The 26,294-nt window shown below is 51.3% G+C and carries 20 protein-coding genes; 7 read left to right on the plus strand and 13 right to left on the minus strand.

Annotated elements, in window-relative coordinates:
• Positions 1-203 precede the first annotated feature (203 nt).
• The 3 genes from rnk to L1278_RS06730 all read left to right on the plus strand — a co-directional run bounded on the left by rnk (position 204) and on the right by L1278_RS06730 (position 2,547).
• Positions 204-608 carry a nucleoside diphosphate kinase regulator gene (rnk, locus tag L1278_RS06720; RefSeq protein WP_253402196.1) on the plus strand — a complete coding sequence of 135 codons (405 nt, stop codon included), beginning with the start codon at positions 204-206 and terminating at the stop codon, positions 606-608.
• Between the two features lie 40 nt (positions 609-648).
• Positions 649-1,671 carry a rod shape-determining protein gene (locus L1278_RS06725; RefSeq protein ID WP_253402198.1) on the plus strand — a complete coding sequence of 341 codons (1,023 nt, stop codon included), beginning with the start codon at positions 649-651 and terminating at the stop codon, positions 1,669-1,671.
• 339 nt (positions 1,672-2,010) lie between these two features.
• The gene (locus L1278_RS06730) at positions 2,011-2,547 is read left to right on the plus strand and encodes a TetR/AcrR family transcriptional regulator (RefSeq protein ID WP_253402200.1); all 537 of its coding nucleotides are present in this window, start codon (positions 2,011-2,013) and stop codon (positions 2,545-2,547) included.
• 168 nt (positions 2,548-2,715) lie between these two features.
• Here the strand turns inward: L1278_RS06730 and xylE are convergent, their stop codons facing one another.
• From xylE to kduI, 13 genes are all read right to left on the minus strand, one after another.
• Complete coding sequence (gene xylE / locus L1278_RS06735; RefSeq protein WP_253402202.1) at positions 2,716-4,170, minus strand: D-xylose transporter XylE; 1,455 nt, start codon at positions 4,168-4,170, stop codon at positions 2,716-2,718.
• A 40-nt stretch (positions 4,171-4,210) separates the two neighbouring features.
• The gene (gene xylA / locus L1278_RS06740; protein WP_253402204.1) at positions 4,211-5,542 is read right to left on the minus strand and encodes a xylose isomerase; all 1,332 of its coding nucleotides are present in this window, start codon (positions 5,540-5,542) and stop codon (positions 4,211-4,213) included.
• A gap of 33 nt (positions 5,543-5,575) precedes the next feature.
• The gene (locus L1278_RS06745; protein ID WP_253402206.1) at positions 5,576-7,060 is read right to left on the minus strand and encodes a xylulokinase; all 1,485 of its coding nucleotides are present in this window, start codon (positions 7,058-7,060) and stop codon (positions 5,576-5,578) included.
• Positions 7,061-7,149: 89 nt separating this feature from the next.
• Complete coding sequence (locus L1278_RS06750) at positions 7,150-8,448, minus strand: TRAP transporter large permease (RefSeq protein WP_253402208.1); 1,299 nt, start codon at positions 8,446-8,448, stop codon at positions 7,150-7,152.
• Between the two features lie 27 nt (positions 8,449-8,475).
• Positions 8,476-8,970: a TRAP transporter small permease gene (locus L1278_RS06755; protein ID WP_253402210.1), complete on the minus strand. Its 495-nt coding sequence runs from the start codon at positions 8,968-8,970 to the stop codon at positions 8,476-8,478.
• A gap of 12 nt (positions 8,971-8,982) precedes the next feature.
• Positions 8,983-10,044 carry a TRAP transporter substrate-binding protein gene (locus tag L1278_RS06760; protein ID WP_253402212.1) on the minus strand — a complete coding sequence of 354 codons (1,062 nt, stop codon included), beginning with the start codon at positions 10,042-10,044 and terminating at the stop codon, positions 8,983-8,985.
• Positions 10,044-10,709 carry a bifunctional 4-hydroxy-2-oxoglutarate aldolase/2-dehydro-3-deoxy-phosphogluconate aldolase gene (locus L1278_RS06765; RefSeq protein WP_253402214.1) on the minus strand — a complete coding sequence of 222 codons (666 nt, stop codon included), beginning with the start codon at positions 10,707-10,709 and terminating at the stop codon, positions 10,044-10,046. Before L1278_RS06765 ends, L1278_RS06760 begins: the two co-directional genes overlap by 1 nt.
• Entirely contained in the window at positions 10,699-11,718 is a 1,020-nt protein-coding gene (locus L1278_RS06770; protein WP_253402216.1) for a sugar kinase, read from the minus strand. Before L1278_RS06770 ends, L1278_RS06765 begins: the two co-directional genes overlap by 11 nt.
• Positions 11,719-11,724: 6 nt before the next feature.
• Positions 11,725-13,155: a glucuronate isomerase gene (gene uxaC, locus L1278_RS06775; protein ID WP_253402218.1), complete on the minus strand. Its 1,431-nt coding sequence runs from the start codon at positions 13,153-13,155 to the stop codon at positions 11,725-11,727.
• 125 nt (positions 13,156-13,280) lie between these two features.
• Positions 13,281-14,708: a tagaturonate reductase gene (locus L1278_RS06780; protein WP_253402221.1), complete on the minus strand. Its 1,428-nt coding sequence runs from the start codon at positions 14,706-14,708 to the stop codon at positions 13,281-13,283.
• Between the two features lie 172 nt (positions 14,709-14,880).
• Positions 14,881-15,906 carry a LacI family DNA-binding transcriptional regulator gene (locus tag L1278_RS06785; protein WP_253402223.1) on the minus strand — a complete coding sequence of 342 codons (1,026 nt, stop codon included), beginning with the start codon at positions 15,904-15,906 and terminating at the stop codon, positions 14,881-14,883.
• A gap of 37 nt (positions 15,907-15,943) precedes the next feature.
• The gene (locus L1278_RS06790; protein WP_253403331.1) at positions 15,944-16,732 is read right to left on the minus strand and encodes a gluconate 5-dehydrogenase; all 789 of its coding nucleotides are present in this window, start codon (positions 16,730-16,732) and stop codon (positions 15,944-15,946) included.
• A gap of 7 nt (positions 16,733-16,739) precedes the next feature.
• Positions 16,740-17,579, minus strand: a complete 840-nt coding sequence (gene kduI, locus L1278_RS06795) for a 5-dehydro-4-deoxy-D-glucuronate isomerase (protein WP_253402225.1) — start codon at positions 17,577-17,579, stop codon at positions 16,740-16,742.
• Between the two features lie 440 nt (positions 17,580-18,019).
• Here kduI and L1278_RS06800 point away from each other — a divergent pair, with 440 nt between their 5' ends.
• From L1278_RS06800 to L1278_RS06815, 4 genes are read left to right on the plus strand one after another with little or no spacing between them, the layout of a single operon-like run.
• On the plus strand, positions 18,020-21,277 hold the full coding sequence (locus tag L1278_RS06800; RefSeq protein ID WP_253402227.1) for a TonB-dependent receptor: 3,258 nt from the start codon (positions 18,020-18,022) through the stop codon (positions 21,275-21,277).
• Between the two features lie 21 nt (positions 21,278-21,298).
• Positions 21,299-23,110, plus strand: a complete 1,812-nt coding sequence (locus L1278_RS06805) for a RagB/SusD family nutrient uptake outer membrane protein (protein ID WP_253402229.1) — start codon at positions 21,299-21,301, stop codon at positions 23,108-23,110.
• A gap of 35 nt (positions 23,111-23,145) precedes the next feature.
• Positions 23,146-24,747, plus strand: a complete 1,602-nt coding sequence (locus L1278_RS06810) for a DUF5123 domain-containing protein (RefSeq protein WP_253402231.1) — start codon at positions 23,146-23,148, stop codon at positions 24,745-24,747.
• 56 nt (positions 24,748-24,803) lie between these two features.
• On the plus strand, positions 24,804-26,294 hold the full coding sequence (locus L1278_RS06815; protein ID WP_253402233.1) for a pectate lyase: 1,491 nt from the start codon (positions 24,804-24,806) through the stop codon (positions 26,292-26,294).

The following is a 26,294-nucleotide window of genomic DNA, read 5'->3' on the forward strand; positions in this document are numbered from 1 at the left end:
TTATTCCTGTTTAAAATTCTAAAATTCGCTATTTCACAGAACACCTTTACTAAGCGCAAAGGCCGCAGGTAAGGGAGTTTTTGTGTGTTTGCCTTTTTTATTCGTCTCCACGCGACTAGCCCTGGAGACTTAGCGTTCGCCGCTGGGGCCGGGCAGGACGCTATACCTGCATGATTTTATAAAGCTTTAAAATTTAAAAATATATGAACCCGATTTATCTAACTGAAAAAGATTTCCAACGACTTCACAGCCTGGTACAGGCACAGCGTGCGATAAGCGGTGCGCATACCGTAGAAGCGCTCAGTCAGGAGCTGAAACAAGCCAAAGTGGTGGCGTCTGAAGAGATTCCGGAAAATGTAGTGACCATGAACTCGCTGGTGAAGCTGACAGAACTGAAGAGCGGAGCCCAGATGGAGCTTACTGTTGTATACCCAAAAGACGCGGACCTTTCTAAGTTCAAAATCTCGGTATTGGCGCCTGTGGGCTCGGCCATCCTGGGTTGCAAAGTCGGCGACAAAGTAGAGCGACCGGGGCCAAAAGGTACAATCGTGTACGAGATCATGGAGGTGTTGTATCAACCCGAAGCTGCAGGCAATCTTAACCTTTAGTCCGCGGGTTTGTCGGAGAAGAATTTTTACGCCATAGAGAATGGGTTTTTTAGATTTTTTTAGAGAGGATATTGCCATCGATTTGGGCACGGCCAATTTTCTGGTCATGCAGGGCGACAAGGTAGTGGTGGACGAGCCGTCCATTGTAGCCTACAGCAGATCATCGGGCAAAGTGTTGGCGATTGGCCGGAAGGCGATGCAGATGGAGGGGAAAGCGCATGAGGACATCCGCATTGTGCGGCCCATGAAGGACGGCGTGATCGCTGACTTTCATGCGGCAGAACATATGATGAAGGGCATGCTGGAGATGATCAATGGAGGTAAAAGAAAATTCGGATCCTCGTTCCGGATGGTGATTTGTGTGCCCTCTGGTATAACTGAAGTAGAGAAACGCGCCATACGCGACTCCGCCGTTATTGCCGGGGCAAGGGAGCTATACCTGGTGCACGAACCGATTGCCGCCGCCATTGGTATCGGGCTGGACGTAGAGGAGCCGAACGGGCACATGATCGTCGACATTGGCGGTGGCACCACCGAAATTGCCGTGATTGCCCTGAGCGGAATTGTCTGTGACCAGTCCCTGAAGGTGGCGGGAGAAAGCTTTACCGCCGACATTGTGCATTACATGCGCAAGCACCATAACCTGCTGATCGGGCAGTCCACCGCCGACCGGATTAAGCTGGAAGTTGGGGCGGCGCTACCTGAATTGCAGAATCCGCCGGAAGACGTCGGTATCAAGGGCCGCGACCTGCTGACCGGCTTGCCGAAACAGGTATACGTATCGTATTCGGATGTCGCTTTTTTCCTGGACCGCTCGTTGGCCAAAATAGAAGAGGCCGTGATGAAGACCCTGGAAATGACCCCGCCCGAACTCTCGGCAGACATCCACCAGACAGGCATTTACCTGACCGGTGGCGGCGCTTTACTGCGCGGCCTGGATAAAAGGATTTCCGCCAGAACGAAACTGCCAACCCACGTTGTGGAAGACCCGCTCCGCGCAGTGGTGCGGGGCACCGGCATCGCCACCCGTAACATTGAACGCTTCCGGTTTTTGATGCGATAGGTCAGTCGCAACTTGCTGAGATAGGGTATAACTTGGCAGTTGCTAGTTTTGCATACCATAAGAGCCCCGCTGGAGACAAACCAGTGGGGTTATTTTTTGGGAGTAGCAAATAAAGTAAAAGCCGCAGTCAGGAGCAGCAGGTATAAGGCGCGATTAAGGGCAGCCTGAGGGTAGTTTATTATTAAATAATCTTTAAATTTATTCTGCTTACAGGCAGCGGGCTTTTAGTTTGACGGTCAAGCCCTTATTTTTGCATAAAATCAATTCAGGTGCTTTCAGATTTCGCTGCCAGTGCACTTCTGTTTGCATTCTCTTAGAAACCATTAGTCTTTCACCAGAATGTCTAAATCAAAGAAAGAGCATATTTTAGAAACAGCTTTAGACTTGTTTGCCGATCGGGGGTACGAGGCTACTCCCACGAGTCTTATCGCCAAAGAAGCCGATGTGTCCGAAGGGCTCATTTTTAAGCACTACATTAACAAGGCAAACTTACTGGAAGAGGTGATCAAGGCTGGTTACAGGCGTATTACAGACAAAAGCAAAGGCCTGGCCATGGAAAATGAGCCGCTGAAACTGATCAATAGTGTGCTGGATATGCCGCAGCGCTTAGTAGAGGACGAACGAAATTTCTGGCGTATGCAATTTCGTCTTGTTGATGAGGAGATCGCACAAAAGCACCACAACCGCTATACCCATTCGGTGATGCAGAAGCTGGTGCAAGCATTCAGAGAGCTGGGCTACAAAGATCCTGAATTGGAATCAGAAGTTCTGATGCTGCTCGTGGAAGGGCTCTGGCGACTATTCGTAAACAACGGTGACAAAGAGCACTGCAGGAAAATGGTGGAGCTGATAAAATCCAAGTACGCCACGCAGTAAAATTTGGTAAGTATACCAACGCACCATAGATATAAGGAGCTGATAAAGCTCCTTTTTTTGTGTCCGGTTAAAGGTGATTTAAAAAAGAAGTCTGCCAGGCAGTCGGAAGAAGCACTCCTCCTATACCTGACAGACTATTTCAAAAAATCAACCAAGAGCTATGGGGCGCTATGCCTTCGTTTTGGCAGCTATCGGTACTGCCTTATGCTGCGCGAGCGCGGCCTCGCCCGTCCACAGCGCCTCCATTTCCTCGAGCGACTTGTTCTTGGTTTCCGGCACCATCTTCCAGACAAAGAGCAGCGAGAGCACGCTCATCACCCCATAAAAGCCATAGGTGAAGGCCCCGCTGAACTCCATCATGGAAGGGTAAGTAGAGGAGATAAAGTAGTTGGCTGCCCACTGCGCGGCCACCGCCACCGCCACGGCTTTGCCCCTGATCTTGTTGGGGAAAATCTCGGAGATCAGCACCCAGCAGATCGGCCCCCACGACATCATAAATGAGGCGGTATAGAGGATGATGAACACGAGCGTGCTGATGCCGATTACTTCGAAATAGGAAAGGCCTGCAATGGCGAACATGCCAATGGCCATCCCGACCGAACCCACCATCAGTAGCGGTTTTCGGCCCCACCGGTCTACTGTCAGAATGGCCACCACGGTGAAGATCACGTTAATGATGCCCATTACCACGGTCTGCAGCATCGAGGCATCCTTGCCGGCGCCCATACTTTCGAAGATGCGCGGCGCGTAGTACAGGGCCACGTTGATGCCTACAAACTGCTGGAAAACCGAGAGCAGAATGCCAATCACGATCACCGTTTTGCCATATGACAAGAGTTTGCCAGAGTGGTGCTCCACCGTGTTTTTGATGTCTGCCAGAATAAGGCTGGCGCGTGAGGGGCCGTTTACTTTTGTCAGGATCTGCAGGGCTTCGCTGTCGCGGCCTGCCATGCTCAGGTAGCGCGGCGACTCGGGCACGAAAAAGAGCAACACCCCAAACAAGCCGGCAGGTATAGCCTCTGATAAAAACATCCTGCGCCAGCCCACTTCGTTGAGCCACTCAGGCGACTGTCCGCTGGCAATGCCCCAGTTGACAAAGTAGACCACCAGCATCCCGAAGATGATGGCAAACTGGTTGAGTGACACCAGGCGGCCGCGCAGGTTGGCCGGCGCAATCTCCCCGATGTATACGGGGCAAACCGCAGAAGCCAGTCCAACGCCTATGCCGCCGATGATGCGGTAGAAGTTGAACATGTACAACAGGCCCATGGTCGGCTCGCCCTGGTTAAAGAACAAAAACTCAGGATAGGCAGAGCCCAGCGCCGAGAGAAAAAACAGGACTGCCGCCAGGATCAGTGTCTTTTTTCTGCCGATGCCAGAAGAGAAGAACCCTGAAATGGCACCTCCGATGATACACCCAATCAAGGCGCTGGAAATAGTCGCCCCGTGTACCCAGGTGCTCAGTCCCTGGCTCGTGATTAGGTACTGCTGTACTGATTTCTCGGCGCCTGATATTACGGCTGTGTCGTACCCAAAAAGGAGTCCGCCCAGCGTGGCGATTAACGTGATGCCGGCGATGTAGGGGAGGTTCTGCTCCGCCGCCGCTGTTTCGTTCTTTATCATAAGGAAGTGAGTAAGGGGTTGATGTTTAGCTCCCAGCTTTTTAGATAAAGCGGTTGATCAGGTTCTCCAGGTACTCCTGGCGGCCGCTTCTCACTTCGGGCTCCCCATGCACGATAGCGTAGTTGCGCAGTTCTTCCAGCGTCAGTTTGCCTTCTTCGTATTCTTTGCCTTTGCCGCTGTCAAACGAGGCGTAGCGCTCTTTGCGGATCTTCCTGTAGTCGGAGTTTTGCAGGATGTTGTCGGCCGTGATCAGGGCGCGGGCAAAAGTGTCGGCCCCCCCGATGTGGGCGTAGAACAGGTCGGCCGGGTCGGAAGAGTTTCTGCGGATCTTGGCGTCGAAGTTGATGCCGCCTCCCTGCACGCCCCCGGCCTCCAGGAACACGAGCATGGCCTCGGTCAGCTCGTTGATGTTGTTGGGGAACTGGTCGGTGTCCCAGCCGTTCTGGTAATCGCCGCGGTTCGCATCGATAGAACCCAGCATACCAGCATCGGCAGCCACCTGCAGCTCGTGCTGGAAGGTATGGCCAGCCAGCGTGGCGTGGTTCACTTCAATGTTCAGTTTAAAGTCGCCCAGCAGATCGTACCGGCGCAGGAAACCGATTACGGTAGCAGCGTCGTAGTCGTATTGGTGCTTGGTCGGCTCCATCGGCTTCGGCTCGATGAAGAAAGTGCCTTTGAAGCCCTGGCTGCGGGCATAGTCTTTGGCCGTGTGCAGGAAGCGGGCAAAGTGCTCCTGTTCGCGCTTCATGTCCGTGTTGAGCAGGGTCATGTAGCCTTCGCGGCCACCCCAGAACACGTAGTTCTCTCCGTTCAGGGCAATGGTGGCATCCAGTGCAGCTTTTACCTGAGCGGCGGCATGGGTGAGCACGTGGAAGTCAGGATTAGTGGAGGCACCGTTCATGTAGCGGCTGTGCGAAAACACATTGGCCGTGCCCCACAGCAGTTTTATACCTGTTTCCTGCTGCTTTTGCCGGGCGTACTCCACCATGGTCTGCAGCCGGCGCTCGTTCTCCCGAATGTCGTTGCCATAGTCCACTACGTCCACGTCATGGAAGCAGTAGTAAGGTAGCCCCAGCTTGGTGCTGAACTCGAAAGCGGCGTCCATTTTGTCCTGGGCTCTGCCGATCACGTCTTCTTTTTTGTTCCAGCCAAACCTGAGCGTCGGGCCACCAAAAGGATCAGAACCATCGGCGTTGAAGGAGTGCCAGTAGGCCACCGCAAAGCGTAGGTGCTCTTTCAGCGTTTTACCGGCCACCACGCGGTGCTCGTCGTACCAGCGGTAGGCCAGCGGGTTGTCCGACTCGAGTCCTTCGAACTTGATCTTGCCGATGCCTTTGAAATATTCTGTCTGGGATAAGGTATGGTTTGCCATAAGGTATAAGTGTTAGCTTGTTTGCAATGAAGGTTATGCGTCGTTGAGTTGTTTCTCCAGTAGCGCCTTCCACTCCTGGTACACCGGCTCGTAGGCTTCGATGGCTTTAGGCTCCACCACCTGCAGGCGCTTGCTGTTGGTGAAGGCTTCTTCTTCTGATTGAAAGGCTTTCACGCCGATGCCTGCGCCCAGGGCAGCGCCCACACTGCCGTCGTTCTGGTAGAGTTCCACCGGTACGTGCGTGGCGTTCACGAAAGCTTCGGTAAAGGAGTCGCTCAGGAAGAGGTTGGCTTTGCCGGCCCGGATGATATTGGGGTTCATACCGCTCTCGCGCATGATGTCCAACCCGTAGCGGAAGGCGAAGGCGATGCCCTCCTGCACGCCCCGGAACAAATGCGCTTTGGTGTGCAGGTTCAGGTCGATATGGTGGAAGTGGGTGCCCACGATTTTGTTATTGAGCATACGCTCGGCTCCGTTGCCGAACGGAATCACCCGCAGCCCGTTACTGCCGACAGGTATAGCAGCAGCCAGTTGGTTCATCTCGGCGTAGCTTGTACCTGTGCCAGCAATGTTTTTGATCCAGCGGTTGAGGCTGCCCGTGCCGTTGATGCACAGCAGCACGCCCAGCCGTTTTTCGTCACCGGCGTAGTTGACATGGGCAAAGGTGTTCACGCGCGACTGCGGGTCATAAATCAGTTTGTCGCTTACGCCATAAATGACGCCGGAGGTACCGGCGGTGGCGGCCACTTCGCCAGGCTTGAGCACGTTCAGCGACAGCGCATTATTGGGCTGATCCCCCGATTTATAGGTCACCGGTATACCTGCTTTCAGCCCCAGTTCATCGGCCACCGCTTTGCTCACGGTGCCGTGCTCGGAGAAAACAGGGTGGATGACAGGTATCAGGTTTTTGTCGAAGCGGTAGTAGTTGAGCACATCCTCCGAGAGCTGGTCCTCCTGAAAATCCCAAAACACGCCCTCTGACAGCGCCGATACGCTGGTGGTGATGCTGCCCGTCAGCTTCATGGCCACGTAGTCGCCGGGTAGCATGATCTTGTCGATATTGTAGTACAGCTCCGGCTCGTTGGCCTTTACCCAGGCCAGTTTGGAGGCCGTGAAGTTGCCCGGGGAGTTGAGCAGGCGGGCCAGGCTCCGTTCCTCGCCGATGGCTTTGAAAGCCTTGTTGCCGATCTCCACAGCGCGGCTGTCGCACCAGATGATGGCGTTGCGCAGCACCTGCTGCTTGTGGTCCACCACCACCAGGCCGTGCATCTGGTAGGCAATGCCGATGGCGCCGATTTCCTGCGAGTTATACATGCCCGTGGCATTGGCTTTCTGCAGGGCGGCCTTGGCGTGCTCCCACCACATCTCCGGTGACTGCTCAGCCCAGCCTGCGCGCGGGGAGATGATGTCGGATTCCTCTTCCGGGTATTGCGCCGAAGCCAAACACGCCTGCGTCTGGGCATCCACAACAGATACTTTGATGGATGAGGTGCCAATGTCTATACCTAGTAAAAGCATAAAATGAAATTTAACTGCTTAAAGGTGGTCAATAGGACGACGGGCTACACTGACTTCTTCAGCATAGCCCGTTATCTTGTAGCCATATACTATAGGCCGAATACTTCCGGCAGCCAAAGGCTAAGGGCAGGTATATAGGTAACCAGCAAAAGAGCCACCAACATAGCCAGGAAGAGCGGAATGAGCGGCTTGATCACTTTACTTATACTGATATTTGCCACTCCACAGCCAACAAACAGCACCGAACCAACAGGAGGGGTGCAAAGGCCAATGCAAAGGTTAAACACCATCAAAATACCGAAATGCACCGGATGTACGCCCAAAGCCGTTACAACTGGCAGGAAGATAGGAGTAAATATGAGCACAGCAGGTGTCATGTCCATGAAGATGCCCACAAACAGCAGGATCAGGTTGATGATGATCAGGATGACGATCTTGTTGTCGCTGATAGAGAGTAGTGCCTCGCTTACTGCCTGAGGTATATTTTCAAACGACATCACCCAGGACATACCCATGGAGGTGCCGATGAGCAGCATCACAATGGCTGTGGTGATTACGGTCGTGATCAGGATTTCTGGCAAATCGGCTACTTTCACCTCGCGGTATACCACCATCGACAGCACTACGGTATAGAGCACTGCTATAGCCGAGGCCTCTGTCGCTGTGAAAACACCTGCTATAATGCCACCGATCACGATAAAGAGCAGGAAAAGACTTGGCAGAGCGTCGATCAACTTTTTGAGGACCACGCTTAGCGGAATGCGATCGCCTACCGGGTATTTGTTCTTGTAGGCCATAAAGCCAGCCATGCCAATCAGTGAGAAACCCAACAGCAAACCCGGTACATAGCCAGCCACAAACAGGGCGGCAATCGATACGCCACCGCTTGCCAGGGAGTACACGATCAGGATATTGCTTGGAGGAATGATCATACCCGTTGTGGCCGAAGTGATGTTCACAGCGGCGCTAAAGGATCTGGAATAGCCCTCCTTGACCATACGCGGGTTCATGATGCCGCCAATAGCAGAGGCAGCTGCTACCGCTGATCCTGAAATGGCACCAAACAGCATATTGGCTACAATATTCACGTAGGCTAGTCCACCAGGAAGTGTACCGACCATACTTTTGGCAAAATCAATCAGACGTGTGGCTATACCGCCCCGGTTCATCAGTTGACCGGCCAATATAAAGAAAGGTATAGCCAACAGGGCGAAGCTGTCAAGGCCGGTAGCCAGGCGCTGGGCCAATGTGGTGAAAGCAGGTACAGGCGCAATGCTAACCAGCATGGTGAGCAGGGCAGATATACCAATGGAAAAGGCAATGGGGACACCGATGATCAGCAGGAAGAGAAAGCTGACAATCAGTACGATGATCTCAATAAATTCCATAAGCTCCTTTTATTAATTTGTTTGTTGCTAGGCCAATTCTTTTCCAATTTCTTCTGGCTCTGCGCCTTGCTGACGCATATTTACCAGACTGTAGTAGATGATCAGCAGTCCACTGAGCGGGAGCACAGTGTACACATAACCCAGCGGAATGTTGAGGGCTGCGGATGTTTGCTCCAGTTTCAGGGTAATGTAAACAAGCTTGATGCCGCCCCACACCAGCACTAAAAAGGCGAATGCTGCTACGACTAAATTTGTGAAAATGCTCAGGTTGCGTGCTTTTTTACCATGCATTTTAGAGGGAAGTATGTCGATAGCCAGGTGCATCTTTTTGCCAGCTACGTAACTGGCACCCAGCAAACCAACCCATATCAGGATGAAACGGGCCAGTTCGTCGGTAAAGGAGCTCGGTGACTTAAATAGGTACCTGGAAGCTACCTGCCAGAGCACATTCAGTACCATCAAACTCATCAGACTGACAAGTAACCAGAATAACGCCTTATCTATTTTCTCTCTGATTTTCATAGGTGCTGGTTTTTAGGGTTTTGATACAGTTACAATGGCTTCTTTTGGGTTGCCCGTCTGACGGATGCGCTGGATCAGGCTGTATACCTCCGGCTCGTTTTTGAAGCTCTCGTACATTGGCTCAACCAGTTTGGCGAAAGGCGCCTTATCTGGTGTGCTTACCGTTACGCCTGCATCCTTTATCGCCTGAAGGGCTTCTATCTCAGCTTCTTCCCACAGTTCTCGCTGCACCTGCGCAGATTCTTCAGCTGCCTCCTGCAGCCACTCTTGCTCCTGCGGCGTCAGGCTTTCCCAAACCACGGTGCTGATCAGCAGTATGTCCGGGATCATGGTATGCTCGTTCAGTGAATAGAATTTACTCACTTCGTAGTGGCGCGACAGGTAGAAGCTCGGCGGATTGTTCTCCGCTCCATCTACTACCCCCTGTTGCAGGGCCGTGTAGAGCTCTCCCCACGATACCGGCGATGCAGCTCCGCCAAAGCTCTTGATCATACCAAAAGCAGTATTGCTGGCCTGTACCCGTATCGTCATGCCGCGCAGGTCGGCCGGTGTGTCAATTGGTTTCTTTGTGCTGTAAAAACTGCGGCTGCCGGCATCGTAAAAGCAGAGGCCACGCAGCCAGTATTTTTCTCCTTCTTCGAGCAGGTCGTCGCCGATGCTGCCGTCCAGCACGTCGTAGTAATGCGCTTTGTCCCGGAACACATAAGGCAGGCTGAGTACTTTGAAGTTAGGGGAGAAGCTTTCCATCACAGCGGCTGATACTTTGGTCATGCCGATGCTGCCGATCTGGAGGAGTTCAATGCTTTCGCGTTCGCTGCCGAGCTGGGAGCTGGGGTAAATGTCGATCGTCATCTTGCCGCCTGACTTCTCTTTTACCCGCTCCGCCATATAAACCATGGCTTTGTGCACGGGGTGTGTTACTTCGAGGGTATGGGCTAGTTTGACTTCGGTGGTTTTGCTTATTTTCTGGCAGGAATTGGCAACAAGCAAGATTGCCAGTAGGGGAGCAAAAAATGCATAGCGCTTATACCTGTAAGCGTAGCGGGAGAGGAGGTATAGGTGCAACTTTTTCATCACTTCTTCCTGACAGTTTTAACGATCTCAATAGCTTGTTTTGTCAGCTCCTCCAGTTTGGTGTAGTCACGGTTTTCAAGTATGACTTTGCTGATCATCTTGGAGCCCATACCTACTGCGCACACGCCAGACTTAAACCAGGTGCGGATGTTTTCCTCTTCCACCTCCACACCTCCTGTTGGCATGAAAAGCTGCCCGGGGAAAAGCTCTTTGATAGACGATACATAGCCCGGTCCCAGCACATTGGCCGGGAAGATCTTGATCAGCGCCGCCCGGTGCTGCTGGGCGGTGTGTATTTCAGTCGGGGTAAAGCAGCCTGGTACCCAGAGCAGGCCGGCTTCATGTGTCAGGTTGCCCACGGCTGGGTTCACGATAGGGCACACGATGTAATCTGCGCCGGCCTCTATAAAAGCTTCAGCCTGATTAGTGGTTTTAATGGTGCCGATGCCGAGGTGCAGGTCAGGGTATAGCTCGTTGAGTTCTTTTTTGAGAAATTTGAAGTTTTCGAGTGCCGCCGGTCCTCTGTTGGTGTATTCCAGTGTGCGGATGCCAGCCTTGTAAAGCGTCTTCACGACCTCCAGACTTACTTCCGGATCCTCGTAGAAGAACAGTGGCAACAGACCCTGCTCCAGGATGCCCCTTAGGGCGTTTTCTTTAGTTTGCATGGGCTAAGACGGTATCGTTGATCTCCGCCACTGTGCTGGTCGTGGCATCGCTCGGAATAAACAGTTTTTTGAAGGCAGCTGCTGTGGCAAAGTCAACCGTTTCGGTAGGGGGGAGCTGGTGGTAGAAACCGTAGATCAGACCTGCCATAAAGCAGTCGCCACTTCCCACTTTGTCCAGAATCTGCTCTACCTGGTACTCGTGCGAGGTATACAGTGTACCCGCTTCGAACAAGGTAGTAAAATACCGAATGCCCTGCTGATAATCAAATCGGAAGGTGTTGGCTACGGTGCGGCACTTCGGGAATTTTTCCAGAATAGCCTTGGAAGTCAGGGTGGCGTGCTCCTGCAGATCCTCTTTATCCAGATTCGTGATAAGGGCTTCATCCAAAGGTACACCCAGCATTTTGTTGGCCGCCCAGATATTGCCCATGATCAGGTTGCAGTGCTGTGCCAGGACAGGCATTACTTCCGCTGGCTCTTTGCCGTACTGCCAGAGCTTAGCACGGTAGTTCAGGTCCAGTGAGATGGTGATGTTCTTCTGCACCGCTACTTTCAGGGCCTCCTCGCACACGTCGGCTACGGATTGGTTAATAGCGGGGCAGATGGCGCTGAAATGAAACCAGCTCACACCCTCAAATACGCTCTCCCAGTCGATGATGCCCGGCTTCAGGTCGGCATAAGCCGACCCAGCCCGGTCGTAGATCACGCCGGTATTTTTCAGGTCTTTTCCTTTGGGCAGATAGTACAGGCCAACCCGATTGCCCTGGTAGACAATATTATCCGTCTGCACCTGGCGGTTGTTGAGGTAGCCGACTAGTTGCTCTGCCACAAAGTTGTCAGGCAGGGCGGTCAGGTATGCAGAAGGAACACCCCACAGGGCCAGCGCCGTCGCCACGTTGGCCTCTGCACCGCCAACGAAGAAGGGGAGGCTGTTATCACGGAGCCACTGTCCGTCCTCGTCAGGGCATATCCGGAGGAGCAACTCGCCAAAAGAAAGTACCTTGCCCATACCTGTTTAGAAGTTAAAATATGACTTGGCGTTGTTGTAGCAAATATCTTCCACCATCTGGCCTAGCCAGGCCATTTCGCTGGCCGGCAGCTCACCGTTTTCCACGTCGTTGCCGATCATGTTGCACAGGATTCTTCTGAAGTACTCGTGGCGCGGGTAAGAGAGAAAACTGCGCGAGTCGGTGAGCATACCTACAAAGCGGCTCAAAAGGCCCATGTTGCTCAGTGCGTTCAATTGGCGCTCCATACCGTCTTTCTGGTCGAGGAACCACCAGGCCGAACCGTACTGGATCTTGCCCGGTGTGCTGCCGTCGTTGAAGTTGCCGATCATGGTGGCGTATAGCTCGTTCTGGCTTGGGTTCAGATTGTAGAGGATCGTTTTGGCCAGTTGGTTCGAGTTGTCCAGCTTGTCCATGAACCTGGCCAGCGGACGGGCTATATCAAAGTCTCCGATTGAATCGAAGCCAGTATCCGGACCCAGTTCACGCATCATGCGGGTGTTGTTGTTTCGCAGCGCCCCGAGGTGGAACTGCTGCGTCCAGTTTTTGGCGTGGTCCATCAGGGCCAGTTGCATCAGCATCGCCGACTTAAACTTGAGCACCTCTTCTTTCGTGAGCGACTGCTTTTGCAGCGCTTTCTCAAAAATGGCCTTTACTTCCTGCTCAGTATAGGCTTCTGCATAGATCTTCTCCAGACCATGATCCGAAAGGCGACAGCCATTCTCATGAAAGAAGTCATGGCGCTGCTGCAGGGCATCCAGCAAACCCTGGTAATTGTCGATGGCTATACCTGAGACTTCGGCTAGTTTCTGCAGGTATGGCAGGAACACGGCTTCATCGTCAATGGCCAGTACTTTGTCGGCGCGGAAGGCCGGAAGTACCTGTATACCAAAATTGTCGGCTTTGGTTTTCTGATGATATTCCAACGTATCGATCGGGTCGTCGGTGGTGCAGATGATCTCTACGTTCATCTTTTTGAGGATGCCGCGTACGCTGTACTCGTCTGTCTGCAGCATCTCGGTGCAGGCATCGTAGATCTCACGTGACGTCTCCGGCTTCAGGATGGTGTCGATGCCGAAAGGGCGCTTGAGTTCCATGTGCGTCCAGTGGTAAAGCGGATTGCGCATGGTGTAGGGCACTGTTTCGGCCCACTTCTCAAACTTGGCATAATCGTCGGTATCGCCGGTGCAGAAACGTTCCGGCACACCGTTGGTGCGCATGGCTCGCCACTTGTAGTGGTCGCCCTCCAGCCAGATCTCAGTCAGGCTTCGGAACTTGCGGTTGTTGGCAATGTCCTGCGGCGAGAGGTGACAGTGGTAATCAATGATGGGCATGTCTTTGGCATGCTCATGGTATAGCCTGCGCGCCGTCTCTGTCTGTAACAGAAAGTTTTCGTCCAGAAATGGGGTAACGGTGTAAGTGTCTGTAATCGTTTTCATGGTATGGTATAGGCAATGCGCCTATTAAATTCTGATGTATAGATGAAGACTCAGGTTATGAGTCTTCCAATTTAATGTAGGTATAGCTTACCAATACAAGTATAACTAGGCCATACTTGGTGCTTCTACACTATATTTGCCTGCTTCTCGGCCAGCTGCAAGGCCTTCAACTCAGTTGTTACTAAGTCTGCGAGTCCCGGGATTTCCGTGAGGTCCATCTCCCAGAAGTCTTTGTTAGCCAACACGGCAGTTACCACCTCTTCAGTTGATTCCTGCTGCCATGCCTTCCCAAAGAAAGCTAGCACTTCTGGCGTATCGTTCAGCGGAATACTCTCGCCATTCCATTCCCCTTTATAGAAGAGGATCATGGCGGCTAATGACTGTAGCAACCGTTTCGGTAATTGACCTTTGCGTTTGTGGTACTCCAGCACTGACGGTAATACGCGCACCTTATACTTCGACAAGGAATTGAGAGAAATGCTGATCAGTTCGTGGCGGATGAACGGGTTCTGGAAACGCTCGATCACATCATTGGCGAATTGCTCCAGCTCTCCCTGAGCCAGGTCCAGCGTCGGGATGATCTCTTCAAAAATAGCTTTCCTAATGAAACTGCCGGCCTTTTCGTCTTCTATAGCGTCACGCACGGTGCGCAGACCCTGCAGATAAGCCACTGGTACCAACGCCGTATGCGCCCCGTTCAGGATGCGTACTTTGCGGGTACGGTAAGGTGTTAGGTCCTCTACAAATTTTACCTGCAAATCTGCTTCGTTGGTTGGGAAGGCGGCTCTAACAGCTTCCGGTGCTTCGATCACCCAAAGGTGGAAAGGCTCTGCTTTTACCACCAGATTATCGTGATAGCCAATTTCCTGCTGAATCTCTTGTATGTTGTCTTTCGGGAAGCCCGGCACAATGCGGTCAACCAGTGTGTTGCAGAAGTAGTTGTGGTGCTCAATCCAGGTTGTGAATTCGGTAGGCAAACTCCAGTGTTTGGCATAAGCTAAAATGGCATCGCGCAGAGCCTCCCCGTTTTTTTCGATGAGTTCGCAGGGAATCAGGTATAGCCCTTTATCTGAAGCGCCATTGAAATGCTTAAATCGATGATAAAGCAGTGCAGTCAGTTTACCCGGGAAGCTGTTCGGCAAGCTTTCCATACCTGTATCGGCTTCATCGAAAGCGATACCTGCCTCTGTGGTGTTGGAAATGACGAACTGCAGCTCTGGATTTTCGCCCAAAGCCAGGTAAGCCTTGTAGTTTTCATAAGGGTTGGTAGCATCCGCGATGCAGCTGATCAGACGTAGTTCGCGGGTGGTTTTGCCGCCTTGTATACCTTCCAGCAAAACGTGGTACAGTCCCTCCTGCAGTTGGAGCAGATGCACAATTCCTTTATCCAGCGGCTGCACGATATGTACCTGCCCATCGAAATTGGTGCGTTCGTTTAGCAGGTCGATGATCCAGTCTACGAAACCACGGAGGAAATTTCCCTCTCCGAATTGTAAAACCTTAACCGGATGCCGCTTTGGCAAACTGGCTGTACGACGGTTGAGCTGCTTCATAATGATCTGATTTTGAATAGGTATAAGCGCTTGTTATTTTATATTACTTTTGAATCTTTCCAGCTAACCAGAGAGTAACCGTTTATTGCCAAAACTGTGCAATCGATTGTATAACAGGTATAAAAACAGCCGCCTTTTACAGCGGCTAAGGTATAGCTTGCGGCAGTCCCGACTACTTGCGCAGCGAGGACTTACGGGTAATCAATTCTGGCTTCAGGACTGTCTTCTGCGACACGATGCCTTTCTCACCAGACTTGAAGTGCTCGAAAAAGAGTTCCGCCGTGATATTGCCCATCTTGATACTGCGCTGATCCACGGTAGTGAGCGGCGGATCTGTGAACGAGGTAAACGGTTCGTTCGAGAATCCGGCCAGTGCCACCTGCTGTGGAATCTGGATGTCGCGCTCCTTCAGCACCTGCATGGCACCCATGGCAGCGTAATCACTGGCAGAGAACACCGCATCCGGCATTTGCTTGAGCTTCAGTAGTTTTTTCATACCCTCTCTGCCGTCTTCCAACTGCAAATCACCTTTAATCACCAGCTGCTCGTCATACGGTATATCGTAATCACGTAAGGCATCGGTATAGCCACGCAGACGCTCTTTAAAAACGCTCACTTTCTTCGGGCTCGTAAAATGCGCAATGCGCTTGCAACCCTGCTGGATCAGGTGCTCTACCGTTTTATAGGCGCCCAGGTAGTCATCGATCATCACCTGGCTTACTTCCAGTTCGTCGGTGGTGCGGTCAAACAGCACCAGCGGTATACCTTTCGACTGCACCTTTTTGAAGTGGTCGAAGTTCTCAGTGTTCTTACCGATAGAGGCGATGATGCCGTCTACCCGTGCATTCAGCAGCGCCTCAATGGTCTGCACTTCCTTCTCGTAGTTGTCATACGACTGGCAGATGATCACCTTGTAATTCAGGTTGTTAGCGATCTCTTCTATACCTCGAACCACAGAGGCGAAAAAGTAGCGGTCAGCCGTCGGCACGATCACTCCGATGATGTAGCTCTTGCCATGGCGCAGTGCCGCTGCAATGTTGTTGGGCTGATAATTCAGCTGTTTGGCAGTCTTTAGTACCGCCTTTTTGGTGGCGTCGCTGATGCGCGGATTGTCGTTAAGCGCACGCGATACCGTAGAAGCCGTAATATTTAGCTTCTCTGCAATATCATGTATAGTTACTTTCGTCTTTGTTGACATATCTGTCTCTTAAGGCTTTTACCGGAATCCCGGAGCCCTACTGTTCGTTGGCCGGTTTACCGATGGTTGCTAATATACCACCATCTACATAAATAATCTGGCCATTTATAAAATCGCTGGCTCTGCTGGAGAGAAAAACTGCTGTCCCGCCCAGATCCTCTGGATCACCCCAGCGACCAGCCGGGGTACGGCGCACAATAAAATCGTTAAACGGATGTCCGTCTACTCGGATAGGGGCCGTTTGCTCCGTTGCAAAGTAGCCCGGCCCGATGCCGTTCACCTGTATGTTATACCTGGCCCATTCCGTAGCGAGGTTGCGTGTCAGCATTTTAAGGCCGCCCTTGGCAGCCGCATAAGCCGAAACTGTATCGCGGCCCAGTTCGCTCATCATGGAGCAGATGTTGATGATCTTGCCCTGGCGGCGCTCCACCATATACCTGGCCACGTGCTTGGAAACGATAAAGGGGGCGGTGAGGTCCACGTCCAGCACCTGCCGGAAATCTGCCTCGTCCATCTCCAGCGCAGGTATGCGTTTGATGATACCGGCATTGTTTACCAGGATGCTGATCGGGCCAACTTCTTGTTCTATTTGCGCAATGTTTTGCTTTACCTGCTGGGCGTCCGTCACGTCGAACAGGTAACCGTATGCGGTCAGACCGGCTGCTCTGTAACTTGCCAGTGCCTCTTCCATTTTGGATGGTGTGTGGCCGTTGATAACCAGCGTAGCGCCTGCCTCGCCTATTGCAGTGGCCATGGCCATGCCTAAACCGTGGGTGGCACCAGTTATCAGGGCAACTTGTCCGGTCAGGTCAAACAATGCGTTCATGCTCATCTTATTTCAGGTCAGTAGGTGCTACTTTATCCATGTCATTGTAATCCAGGTTTTCTCCGGCCATACCCCAGATGAAGGTATAGTTGCTGGTGCCGGCGCCGCTGTGAATGGACCACGGTGGCGAGATAATAGCCTGGTTATTTTTCACCCAAAGGTGGCGTGTCTCCTCCGGTTCTCCCATAAAGTGGCACACGGCCTGGTCTTCCGGTAACTCAAAGTAGAAGTACGCCTCCATACGGCGGTCATGGGTATGGGCCGGCATGGTGTTCCATACGCTGCCCGGCTGCAACTCGGTAATGCCCATCTGCAGCTGGCAAGTCTCCACAACACTATTGATAAGCACTTTGCGGATGATGCGGTGATTCGAGTTCTCCAAAGCGCCCAGCTCTACTGTCTCGGCTTCGCTCAGCGATACCTTGCGGGTAGGGTAGGTGTGGTGCGCAGGGGCAGAGTTAAAGTAATAGAGTGCCTTTCCTGTTTGGCTTGTATTGAAATAGATCTCTTTGGCACCTTTTCCTATATATAAAGCCTCTTTTGGGGCCAACTCATAGGTCTCGCCGTCTACGGTCACACTGCCTGCCGCTCCAACATTGATAATGCCAAGCTCCCGGCGATCCAGAAAGTGCTCGGAACGCAGCGTCGGGAAGGTTTCCAGTTTTAAAGGCTTCTCTACTGGGTGGGCACCGCCTACCACCAGTCTGTCGTGCAAGGTATAGGTTGCGTGCACGGTGTCCGCTTTAAACAACTGCTCGATCAGGAAGTGCTCACGAAGTTTTGCTGTATCATAGTTCCGGCTGTCTGCCGGGTGGGTAGCGTGTCTTACTGTATAGGTTATGCTCATGTCTTTTTTATACTGTCAATGTGCGTAATCGTTTGCGCAAAGTAATAAATATTTTTACACAACAATAATAATTTTAGTAAAATTATCTCAGGTATAGGGCAGGGTATAAGAAAATGAATTTTTAAACTAAGATTTTAAAATGTCAATAAAAGGGCTTATTTCTTAGTTAATTTTCAAAAATGTTTAAACAAGGTTATTGAAAAATGATTTATTGAAAAATAAAAGAACTTTTTATTGTTTTTTTTGAGGAGAGTTATTAAAATGCAATCGGTTGCGCAAATTATTTGTGCAAGCAGGGCAGAAGTTTAGGTTCAAGTGGTGCAACTAAGTCGCCATTCAGAGAATTTAGGTTCAGCCAACCACGCGCCGAAAATACTTATACAAGGTTTTAAACCTGAAGAATAAATACAGTCCTTATAATAACAAACTAATCTATACCTATGCAACATGTTTTACTAAAGAAGATGAAATACCAGCTCACGGTATTGTTTGTCTTCGCCGCCTTTGCCGGCGCGTTTGCCCAGGGCTTTACTGTAACGGGCAAAGTAGTGGATGAGAAAGGGGAGGGTCTGCCCGGGGTAACCGTCCTGGTGAAGGGTACTACGGTGGCTACCCCAACGGATGTGGAGGGTGGTTACAAGCTGGTTGCTCCAAGTGGTGATGCTGTGTTGGTGTTCCGCTTTATTGGTTACCAGCCGCAGGAGCTGCAAATAAGCAACCGCAGCACGGTAGATGTAAGAATGGAGCCCGACGCAAAGGCGCTGGATGAAGTAGTGGTGATCGGTTACCAGGAGGTGTCGCGTAAAGAGTTGACGGGTTCTGTTTCGTCGGTCGGTGCCAAGCAGCTGCGCGATATACCTGTGAGCACGGCAGCGGAGGCGCTCGCCGGTCGACTGGCAGGTGTGCAGGTGACCACCTCTGAAGGACAGCCGGGTGCCGAAATCCAGATCCGGGTACGTGGTGGCGGTTCGATTACGCAGGATAACTCTCCTTTATATATAGTAGACGGTATCCAGATGGAGAATGCGCTTTCTGTGCTTTCTCCTCAGGAAATCGAGACGATTGACGTGCTGAAAGATGCTGCCTCTACCGCAATTTATGGTGCCAGAGGTGCCAACGGTGTAGTATTGATCACAACGAAAGGTGGTGTGGAAATGCCGACGCAGGTGACTTACAATGGTTTTGCCGGTGTGCGCAGCATTGTAAATAAGCTGGACGTGATGAATCCTTACGATTTCGTGAAATACCAGTACCAGATCTACAACTTCAACACAAACCAGGAAACACGCGATAACTTTGTGACGCGCTACGGTCGTTACGAAGACATTGATATTTATCAGAACATGCCATTCACCGATTGGCAGGACGAAGTATTCGGTCGTGATGCTTATAGCCAGACGCATATTGTAGGAGTATCAGGTGGCTCTAAAATAACAACCTTTAATGTAACGCTGAACCATACCGATGAAGATGGTATCATGCTGAACTCTGGTTTTGTAAGAACACTGGCTTCTATTAAGTTTGATCATAAAATAAGTGACCGCCTGAAAGTAGGGGTGAACAGCCGCTACAGCCGCCAGCGAATTGACGGTGTGGGTACTTCCAGCACAGGTTCACAGAGCACCAACAGACTCAGAAACTCAGTTCGTTTCAGACCATTTGTTGCCCCGGGCCAGGAAAACGTGATCGATGAATTTGATCCGGAATTTGCAAACCTAACCAACCTGACCAGCCCTGTTTTACTAGCCAATCAAGAGCTAAGAAATGATTACCGCAACGACCTTTTACTAAATGGCTGGGCGAGCTTTGATATCATCAAAAACCTGACGGCAAGAACTGTGTTCGGTATCACGTCAAATAACCGGGATGTGAACATCTTCAATGGCCCGGTGACAGGTATTGCGCGTCAGAATGCAGGTATGCCTGTCGTGCAGTTGCAGGCAGGGGAGGCGCTTTCAATTACAAACTCCAACACGCTGAACTACCGTTTCACGGTAGCTGATGCGCATAAGTTTGACGCTCTGATCGGACAGGAGATCTGGCAACGCAAAACGACTAACCGTAACATCACCACCAAGTGGCTACCAGAAGATATCACACCAGAGCAGGCCTTTGCAGGTATACAGAAAGCAACTCCTCCGGCTGGTCTTATCCAGGATGCACCAACCACAGCGGAATCAGAACAAAGACTTCTTTCGTATTTTGGTCGCTTGAGCTACAGCTTCAACGACAAGTACCGCGCCGTATTCAACCTTCGTCGTGATGCTTCTTCGCTGTTCTCACCTGAGAACAGAGTGGGCTACTTCCCATCAGCCTCGGTTGCATGGCACATTGGAGAAGAAAACTTTATGGCCTTTTCGCAGAAATGGCTATCTGACCTGAAAGTACGAGCTAGTATAGGTGAAGTAGGTAACAACCGGGTTGGGGTTGACCTTTGGAAGACAATGTTTGTGGCAGCCGGCAACGACGGGTATGCTTTCAACGAAGCGATCACACCGGGCTTTGCCGCTAACGACCTGGCCAACTCGAACCTGAAATGGGAGACTACTTTATCCAGAAACCTTGGCTTCGATTTTTCCATTTTCAATAACCGCATCAACGCCTCTATCGACTTGTATAAAAACAGTACCAGAGACCTGTTGCTTCGCGCCAACATTCCACAGACCAGCGGTTACGAGTGGCAGTTCCAGAACATCGGTGAGACAGAGAACAGAGGTCTGGAAGTACAGTTGAACGGTATCGTGGTAGATACCAAAGACTTTACCTGGTCTTCTAACTTCAACATTGCTTTCAACAGAAATAAGATCGTAAGTCTGGGCCTTGACCCAAGTGGCGTACCGCGTAACTCATACCTGGTTGAGTCTGGTTGGGTGAATAGCCTACAGGACTTTATTGTAGAGGTAGGGCAGCCGGTTGGCCAGTTCTACGGCTACGTGACCGACGGTTACTATACCTTAGATGACTTCAACCATACCTTTAACGAAGCGACCGGAGCCTGGACTTATACCTTGAAAGAGAATGTGCCGGATAGTCGTGCCGTTGCATTGGGTAACAGAGCCCCGCAGCCTGGCGATCTTAAACTAAAAAAACTGGCTGATACGGGAAGCAACCTGATCACCACAGAAGATAGAACCGTGCTAGGCAACGCACAGCCAAAGTTCATCGGTGGCTTTAACCAGCAGTTTGCTTACAAAGGCTTTGACATGAGCATTTTCATGAACTTCTCTTATGGTAACAAGGTGTACAATGCCAACAAAGTAGAGTTCACGACCCAGTACCTGTACCGCGATAACAACATGCTGAGCCTGATGAACGACAGATGGCAGTGGTACGACGATGCCGGTCAACTGGTGACAAACCCAGATCAGCTTGCCGCTATGAACCAAGATGCCAAGTACTGGACACCGGCTGCCGGGCAGTATTTCCTGCACTCGTTTGCGATCGAAGATGGTTCTTTCCTACGCATCAGCAACCTGACACTGGGTTATTCACTGCCTGAGAGTCTGTTGAAGCGCACAGGTTTCATCTCTAAGTTCCGTGTGTATGGCACCGTGAACAACCTGCTCACCATTACGGGCTACTCTGGCTACGACCCGGAGGCAAACACCCGTCGCAGCAACCCGCTGACACCAAGTGTAGACTACGCTGCTTATCCACGTAGCCGCTTCATACTGGGTGGTGTAAATGTTACTTTCTAGAATATTAAAGCATTAGCAAAGATGAAAAAGTCCTATATAAAGTCACTTGTTCTGTTCCTTGCCATGGGGGGAAGCCTGACATTTACATCCTGTGAGCATTACCTGGATGTGGAGAACCCTTCTACTATTTCGCAGGATGCGGTTTTTACCAGCGTATCCTATACTAACTCGGCTGTTATCAGCATCTACAATAGGTTGATGGGCGATAACACTTACGGAAGCCGCATCTCGACCCTATACCCAAATGCAGCCGATGACTTCAGAGTGGGCGGTGCCTACAATCCGCTTGACCGACGAGGTATTAGTGGCTATGGTGTGCACCCGGATAACACAGAACTATTCAGGCCCTTTCTGGAGCTGTACTCAGGTATAGAAAGAGCTAATATTGCCATTAAGTATATACCTGCCTCCAATCTGTATACCAATGGCACAGCTGCTGAGCAGGCGGCTATGCGGAAGCTACATGGTGAGGCGCTGACACTGCGTGCCGTGTTTTATCACGAGTTGATCCGCAACTGGGGTGATGTGCCGGCGCAGTTTGAGCCTTCTGCTGATATACCTGACCTTAACCTTCCTAAGACTGACCGCGACGAGATCTATGACCGACTCCTGGATGACCTGAAACTGGCTGCAGAACTGGTGCCTTGGCGCTCAGAATCTGGCGACCCGAGTACCCGCGTGACGAAGGGTGCCGTGAAAGGCCTGCGTGCACGCCTGGCCCTGGCCCGTGGCGGTTACTCACTCAGAAGAGATAGTCGTGCCATGGAGCGTCGCGATGATTACAAAGACTATTATCAGATCGCTCGTGACGAAACCTGGGATATCATGCAGAGCGGTCAGCATGGCCTGAACCCAAGCTACGAGAATATATTTCGCGGACTGCATACCACCTCCATGGATCCAACAGGAGAGCGTATTTTTGAAGCAGGTGCTTACGGCGGTAACGCCCGTACGGACAGTAAACTGGGCTACTCGAACGGTCTTAGAATAGATGCCAGCTCCAGCTACGGTCAGGCAAACGGACAGCTGGAAGCCATTCCGACTTATTTCTATGAATTCGACCAGATAGGTGATTCCAGAAGAGATGTGACGCTCGCTTACTTCTCCATCAACAAGGATGATCAAATTGACCTGTCAACCTCTATACTGATGCGCGACGGTAAGTTCAGAAAATACTGGACAGGTATAACCGGCACAAATCAGACCCTGGGTATCAACTGGCCGATCCTGCGCTACGCCGATGTGCTGCTGATGTTTGCCGAGGCTGATAACGAACTGAAAGGTGGGCCGAGTGGAGAGGCAGTAGCCGCTTATGAAGCAGTAAGAAGAAGAGCTTTTGCCGGAAACGAAGACAGAATGGGTGTGACGCCAACCGATCAGCAAGGATTTTTCCAGGCGATAGCAAATGAACGCCTACTGGAGTTCGGAGGTGAGGGCATCCGCAAGTATGACCTGATCCGCTGGAACCAGTTGGAGAGCGTAATCAACCAGACACGCGCTAATCTGGTGGAATTCCGAAATGGAACAGGCAGGTATGCCAACGTTCCAAACTATGTGTACGTGAAGCTGACACCATTCCGCAACAGCCCTACTGTAGCACAGGAAATGGCAGGACTGGACCTGATCGGAGGGTCTGTATCAGAAGCGATGTATACCCCAGCGCCAACCTCTACACCAGAGGGCTATACCCGCAAGAACTGGCGTGCCGCATTGAACGATACCTATGCCGAGCAGTTCGCCGTTGCCTTCCAGCCAGGCCAGTCAGAGTTGTTCCCGATCTACTCCGGTGTGCTTAATCAGAACTTCAGGCTAACACAGGACTACGGATATTAATTTTTAATCAGATCATGAAATTAAGCTATCAAGAGATGACAAAATATTTAAAGAAAATATCCGGTACGCTGCTTCCTGTGCTGATGCTTGGGTTGGTGACTGTGGCCTGTAAAAAGGAAGTAGATTCTTTGGACCCGATGCGCATGTTCACACCGGCCGGTGCAATACAATCCATAAGCGGAGAAACGCAGGTAAAGCTGACCTGGAATCCATCGCTATACACAACAGCCAGCAGCGGCGTAACTTATACCGTGGAGGTGGCAGCTGATACACTTTTTGCAACACCGGTATTGCTCACTGTTCAGACAGATACTTCTGGTGTGGTTTTTACAGATGATCAACTAGACGCAAGAGTCGATTACTATGCCCGCATCCGGGCCAATGCGCTGGGCGAAAGACCTGAGTCCAAGCCAATGGTAAGTAACCGATTCAGAATAAGAGGGGAGCAGATTTTCGAAACGATGTTCGACTCCGATGTGATCGAGAATGCTGTGATCCTGAAATGGCGTGAGTCGCCGGGGGTAACCCGAATTGTGCTAACGCCAACTGCACCTGCCGGCAACCCGATTGAAGTGCCGCTTACGGAAGCTGATGTGCAGGCAAAACAAATACTGATAGAGGGGCTTCGTCCGAGTACAGCCTACACGGCTGAGATTTTCAGAAACAACTCCTCTAAAGGTACCCGAAACTTTACCACAAAAGCTGCTTCGTTTGCCGGGGATGTGATTGACCTGACAAGCATTACAAACAGGCCATCTGTACTGCAGGATACACTTCCTCAGATTCCATCGGGGAGCACGGTGCTGCTGAAGCGAGGTACACGCTATACAATAAGTTCTACCGTTAACCTGGATCGATCAGTTACGATCATGAGTGCCAACAGCTTTAATCCAGAATTGGCTGAGATTTACTTTACCAGCAACTTCAACTTCACGGAAGGCAGCCAGATCGACTCTGTGGTTTTCAAAAGTGTGGCTATGCGCAGCGATAATTACTCAGGCCGCTACGTGTTGAATGCGAACAAAGCTTTCGCAATTGGTAAGATCAAGTTTGAAGCTTGCCATGCTGAAATCTTCAGAGGACTGGTTCGCCTCCAGAGTGCTGGCACAGTAGTGGACAAGTTCCATATTCTGAACAGCGTAGTGGACAGCTTGTCGAACTATGGTGTGCTGACAATTGATAATGCGGGTGTAGATGTGAAAGATATGGTGTTTAAGAACAGCACTTTCTACAAGATCGAGCGCTTCATGACCAGTAAGGCTCCTTCAAGATCGATTCTGATTGAGAACAGTACGTTCAGCGAAGTACCGGAAGGTGGTCGCTACCTGATTGATTATACTACTTCCAATGATGTAACCGGAGGTATTAAAGTGAACAACTCCATCTTCGGAATTGGAAAGAGTGCAGGAGGCAACAGGGCCGTGTCAGGTATAAGGGCTGGCAGTAGTACCCTAATAGAATCCGGCAGTACCCACGTGACGTCTGACCTGGAGGTGACCTCGAGTGAAATACCGGGTGTTTCAACCTATAGCGGTACCACCTTCGACCTGTTCAAAGATCCTAGGAATGGTGATTTCACACTGATCGACAACAACTTCCAGGGCCGCAACAATGCTGGTGACCCGCGCTGGAGATAAATAATTTAACGGGTGTGGTCTACAACAGGCCACACCTACCTTAACATTAGCCTGCCATGTATCATCGTGCTTCCAAAACAGGGTTGTGGGTTTGCCTTACTGTCTTAGGACTATCCTTGTCGTTTGCGGCCTGCAAAAGCAAACCTGAGCCTGCGCCAAAGGTAGAGGAACCGACTGCCGAAGGACCTGTTCCGGTCAATGAGACAGCCCTGGCTTTTCCGGGAGCCGAGGGCTTTGGTAAAGATGCAACAGGCGGGCGTGGTGGCAAGGTTATTAAAGTGACCAATCTGAAGGACTCTGGTACAGGCAGTTTGCGGGCTGCTATTGCGGCGGCTGGTGCGAGGATCATCGTGTTTGAAATATCTGGTACGATCACTCTGAACTCCAGGCTGACCATCAGCAACGGTGACCTGACCATAGCCGGACAAACGGCTCCGGGCGACGGTATTACGATTCGCAACTACCCAGTGGTCGTGAATGCAGACAATGTGATCATTCGCTTTATGCGTTTCCGGATGGGAGACGCGGCTGGTCAGGAGGCAGATGCGTTGGAAGGACGCTTTCGCAAGAACATCATCGTCGACCACTGCTCCATGAGCTGGTCAACCGACGAGTGCGTTTCCTTCTACGCCAACGAGAATTTTACCCTGCAGTGGTGCATTATTTCAGAGAGTCTCCGCAACTCTGCCCATGCAAAAGGAGCGCACGGCTACGGCGGGATCTGGGGCGGCAAAAATGCTTCGTTCCACCACAACCTGCTGGCACACCACGACAGCCGAAATCCGCGTTTTGGCGAGGAAGCCGGTAAAGCCTTTGCCCTTACCGACCTGGTGGATGTGCGTAACAACGTGACCTTTAACTGGGGAAACAACAGCGCCTATGGCGGGGAAGCCATGAACATCAACATCGTGAACAACTACTACAAGCCGGGGCCTGTCACTTCCAAAAAGGAGCGCATTTTCTCGATTGACAAGAATAAGAATGAAGGCACGGAAGTATACGACATCTGGGGCAAATTCTACATTGATGGAAACGAGGTGGAAGGCAGTGCCCGTGCCACCAATGACAACTGGACCTACGGGGTATACAACCAGTTTCATGGCAGCTACGGTACCATTTCTGCCGCAGACAAAGCCGCCATGCGTCTTGAATCGCCGCACTCAATCAACAACAATGTGACCACACATTCAGCAGAGGTCGCTTACGACAGGGTGCTGGATTATGCCGGCGCCTCCCTGGTGCGTGATGCCGTGGATGTGCGGGTAGTGGACAATGTGCGCAATAACGCATTTACAGCACAAGGCTCCAGCGGAAGCACAAACGGCATCATCGATTCGCAGGAGGATGTGGGTGGGTGGCCTGAATTGAAATCGAAACCTGCGCCGAAAGACACTGACGGTGATGGTATACCTGACGAATGGGAAATAGCCTATAAGCTGGATCCGAGCAAGCCGCAGGATAAAAGAAGTCTAAGTACCGCTTACGATGATATCGAAGTGTACATCAATAGTCTCGTGCATGATATCATAAAAGAGCAGGTAAAATAA

This window comes from Pontibacter sp. HSC-36F09 (assembly GCF_024171605.1).
In the GTDB taxonomy this organism is placed as follows: domain Bacteria; phylum Bacteroidota; class Bacteroidia; order Cytophagales; family Hymenobacteraceae; genus Pontibacter.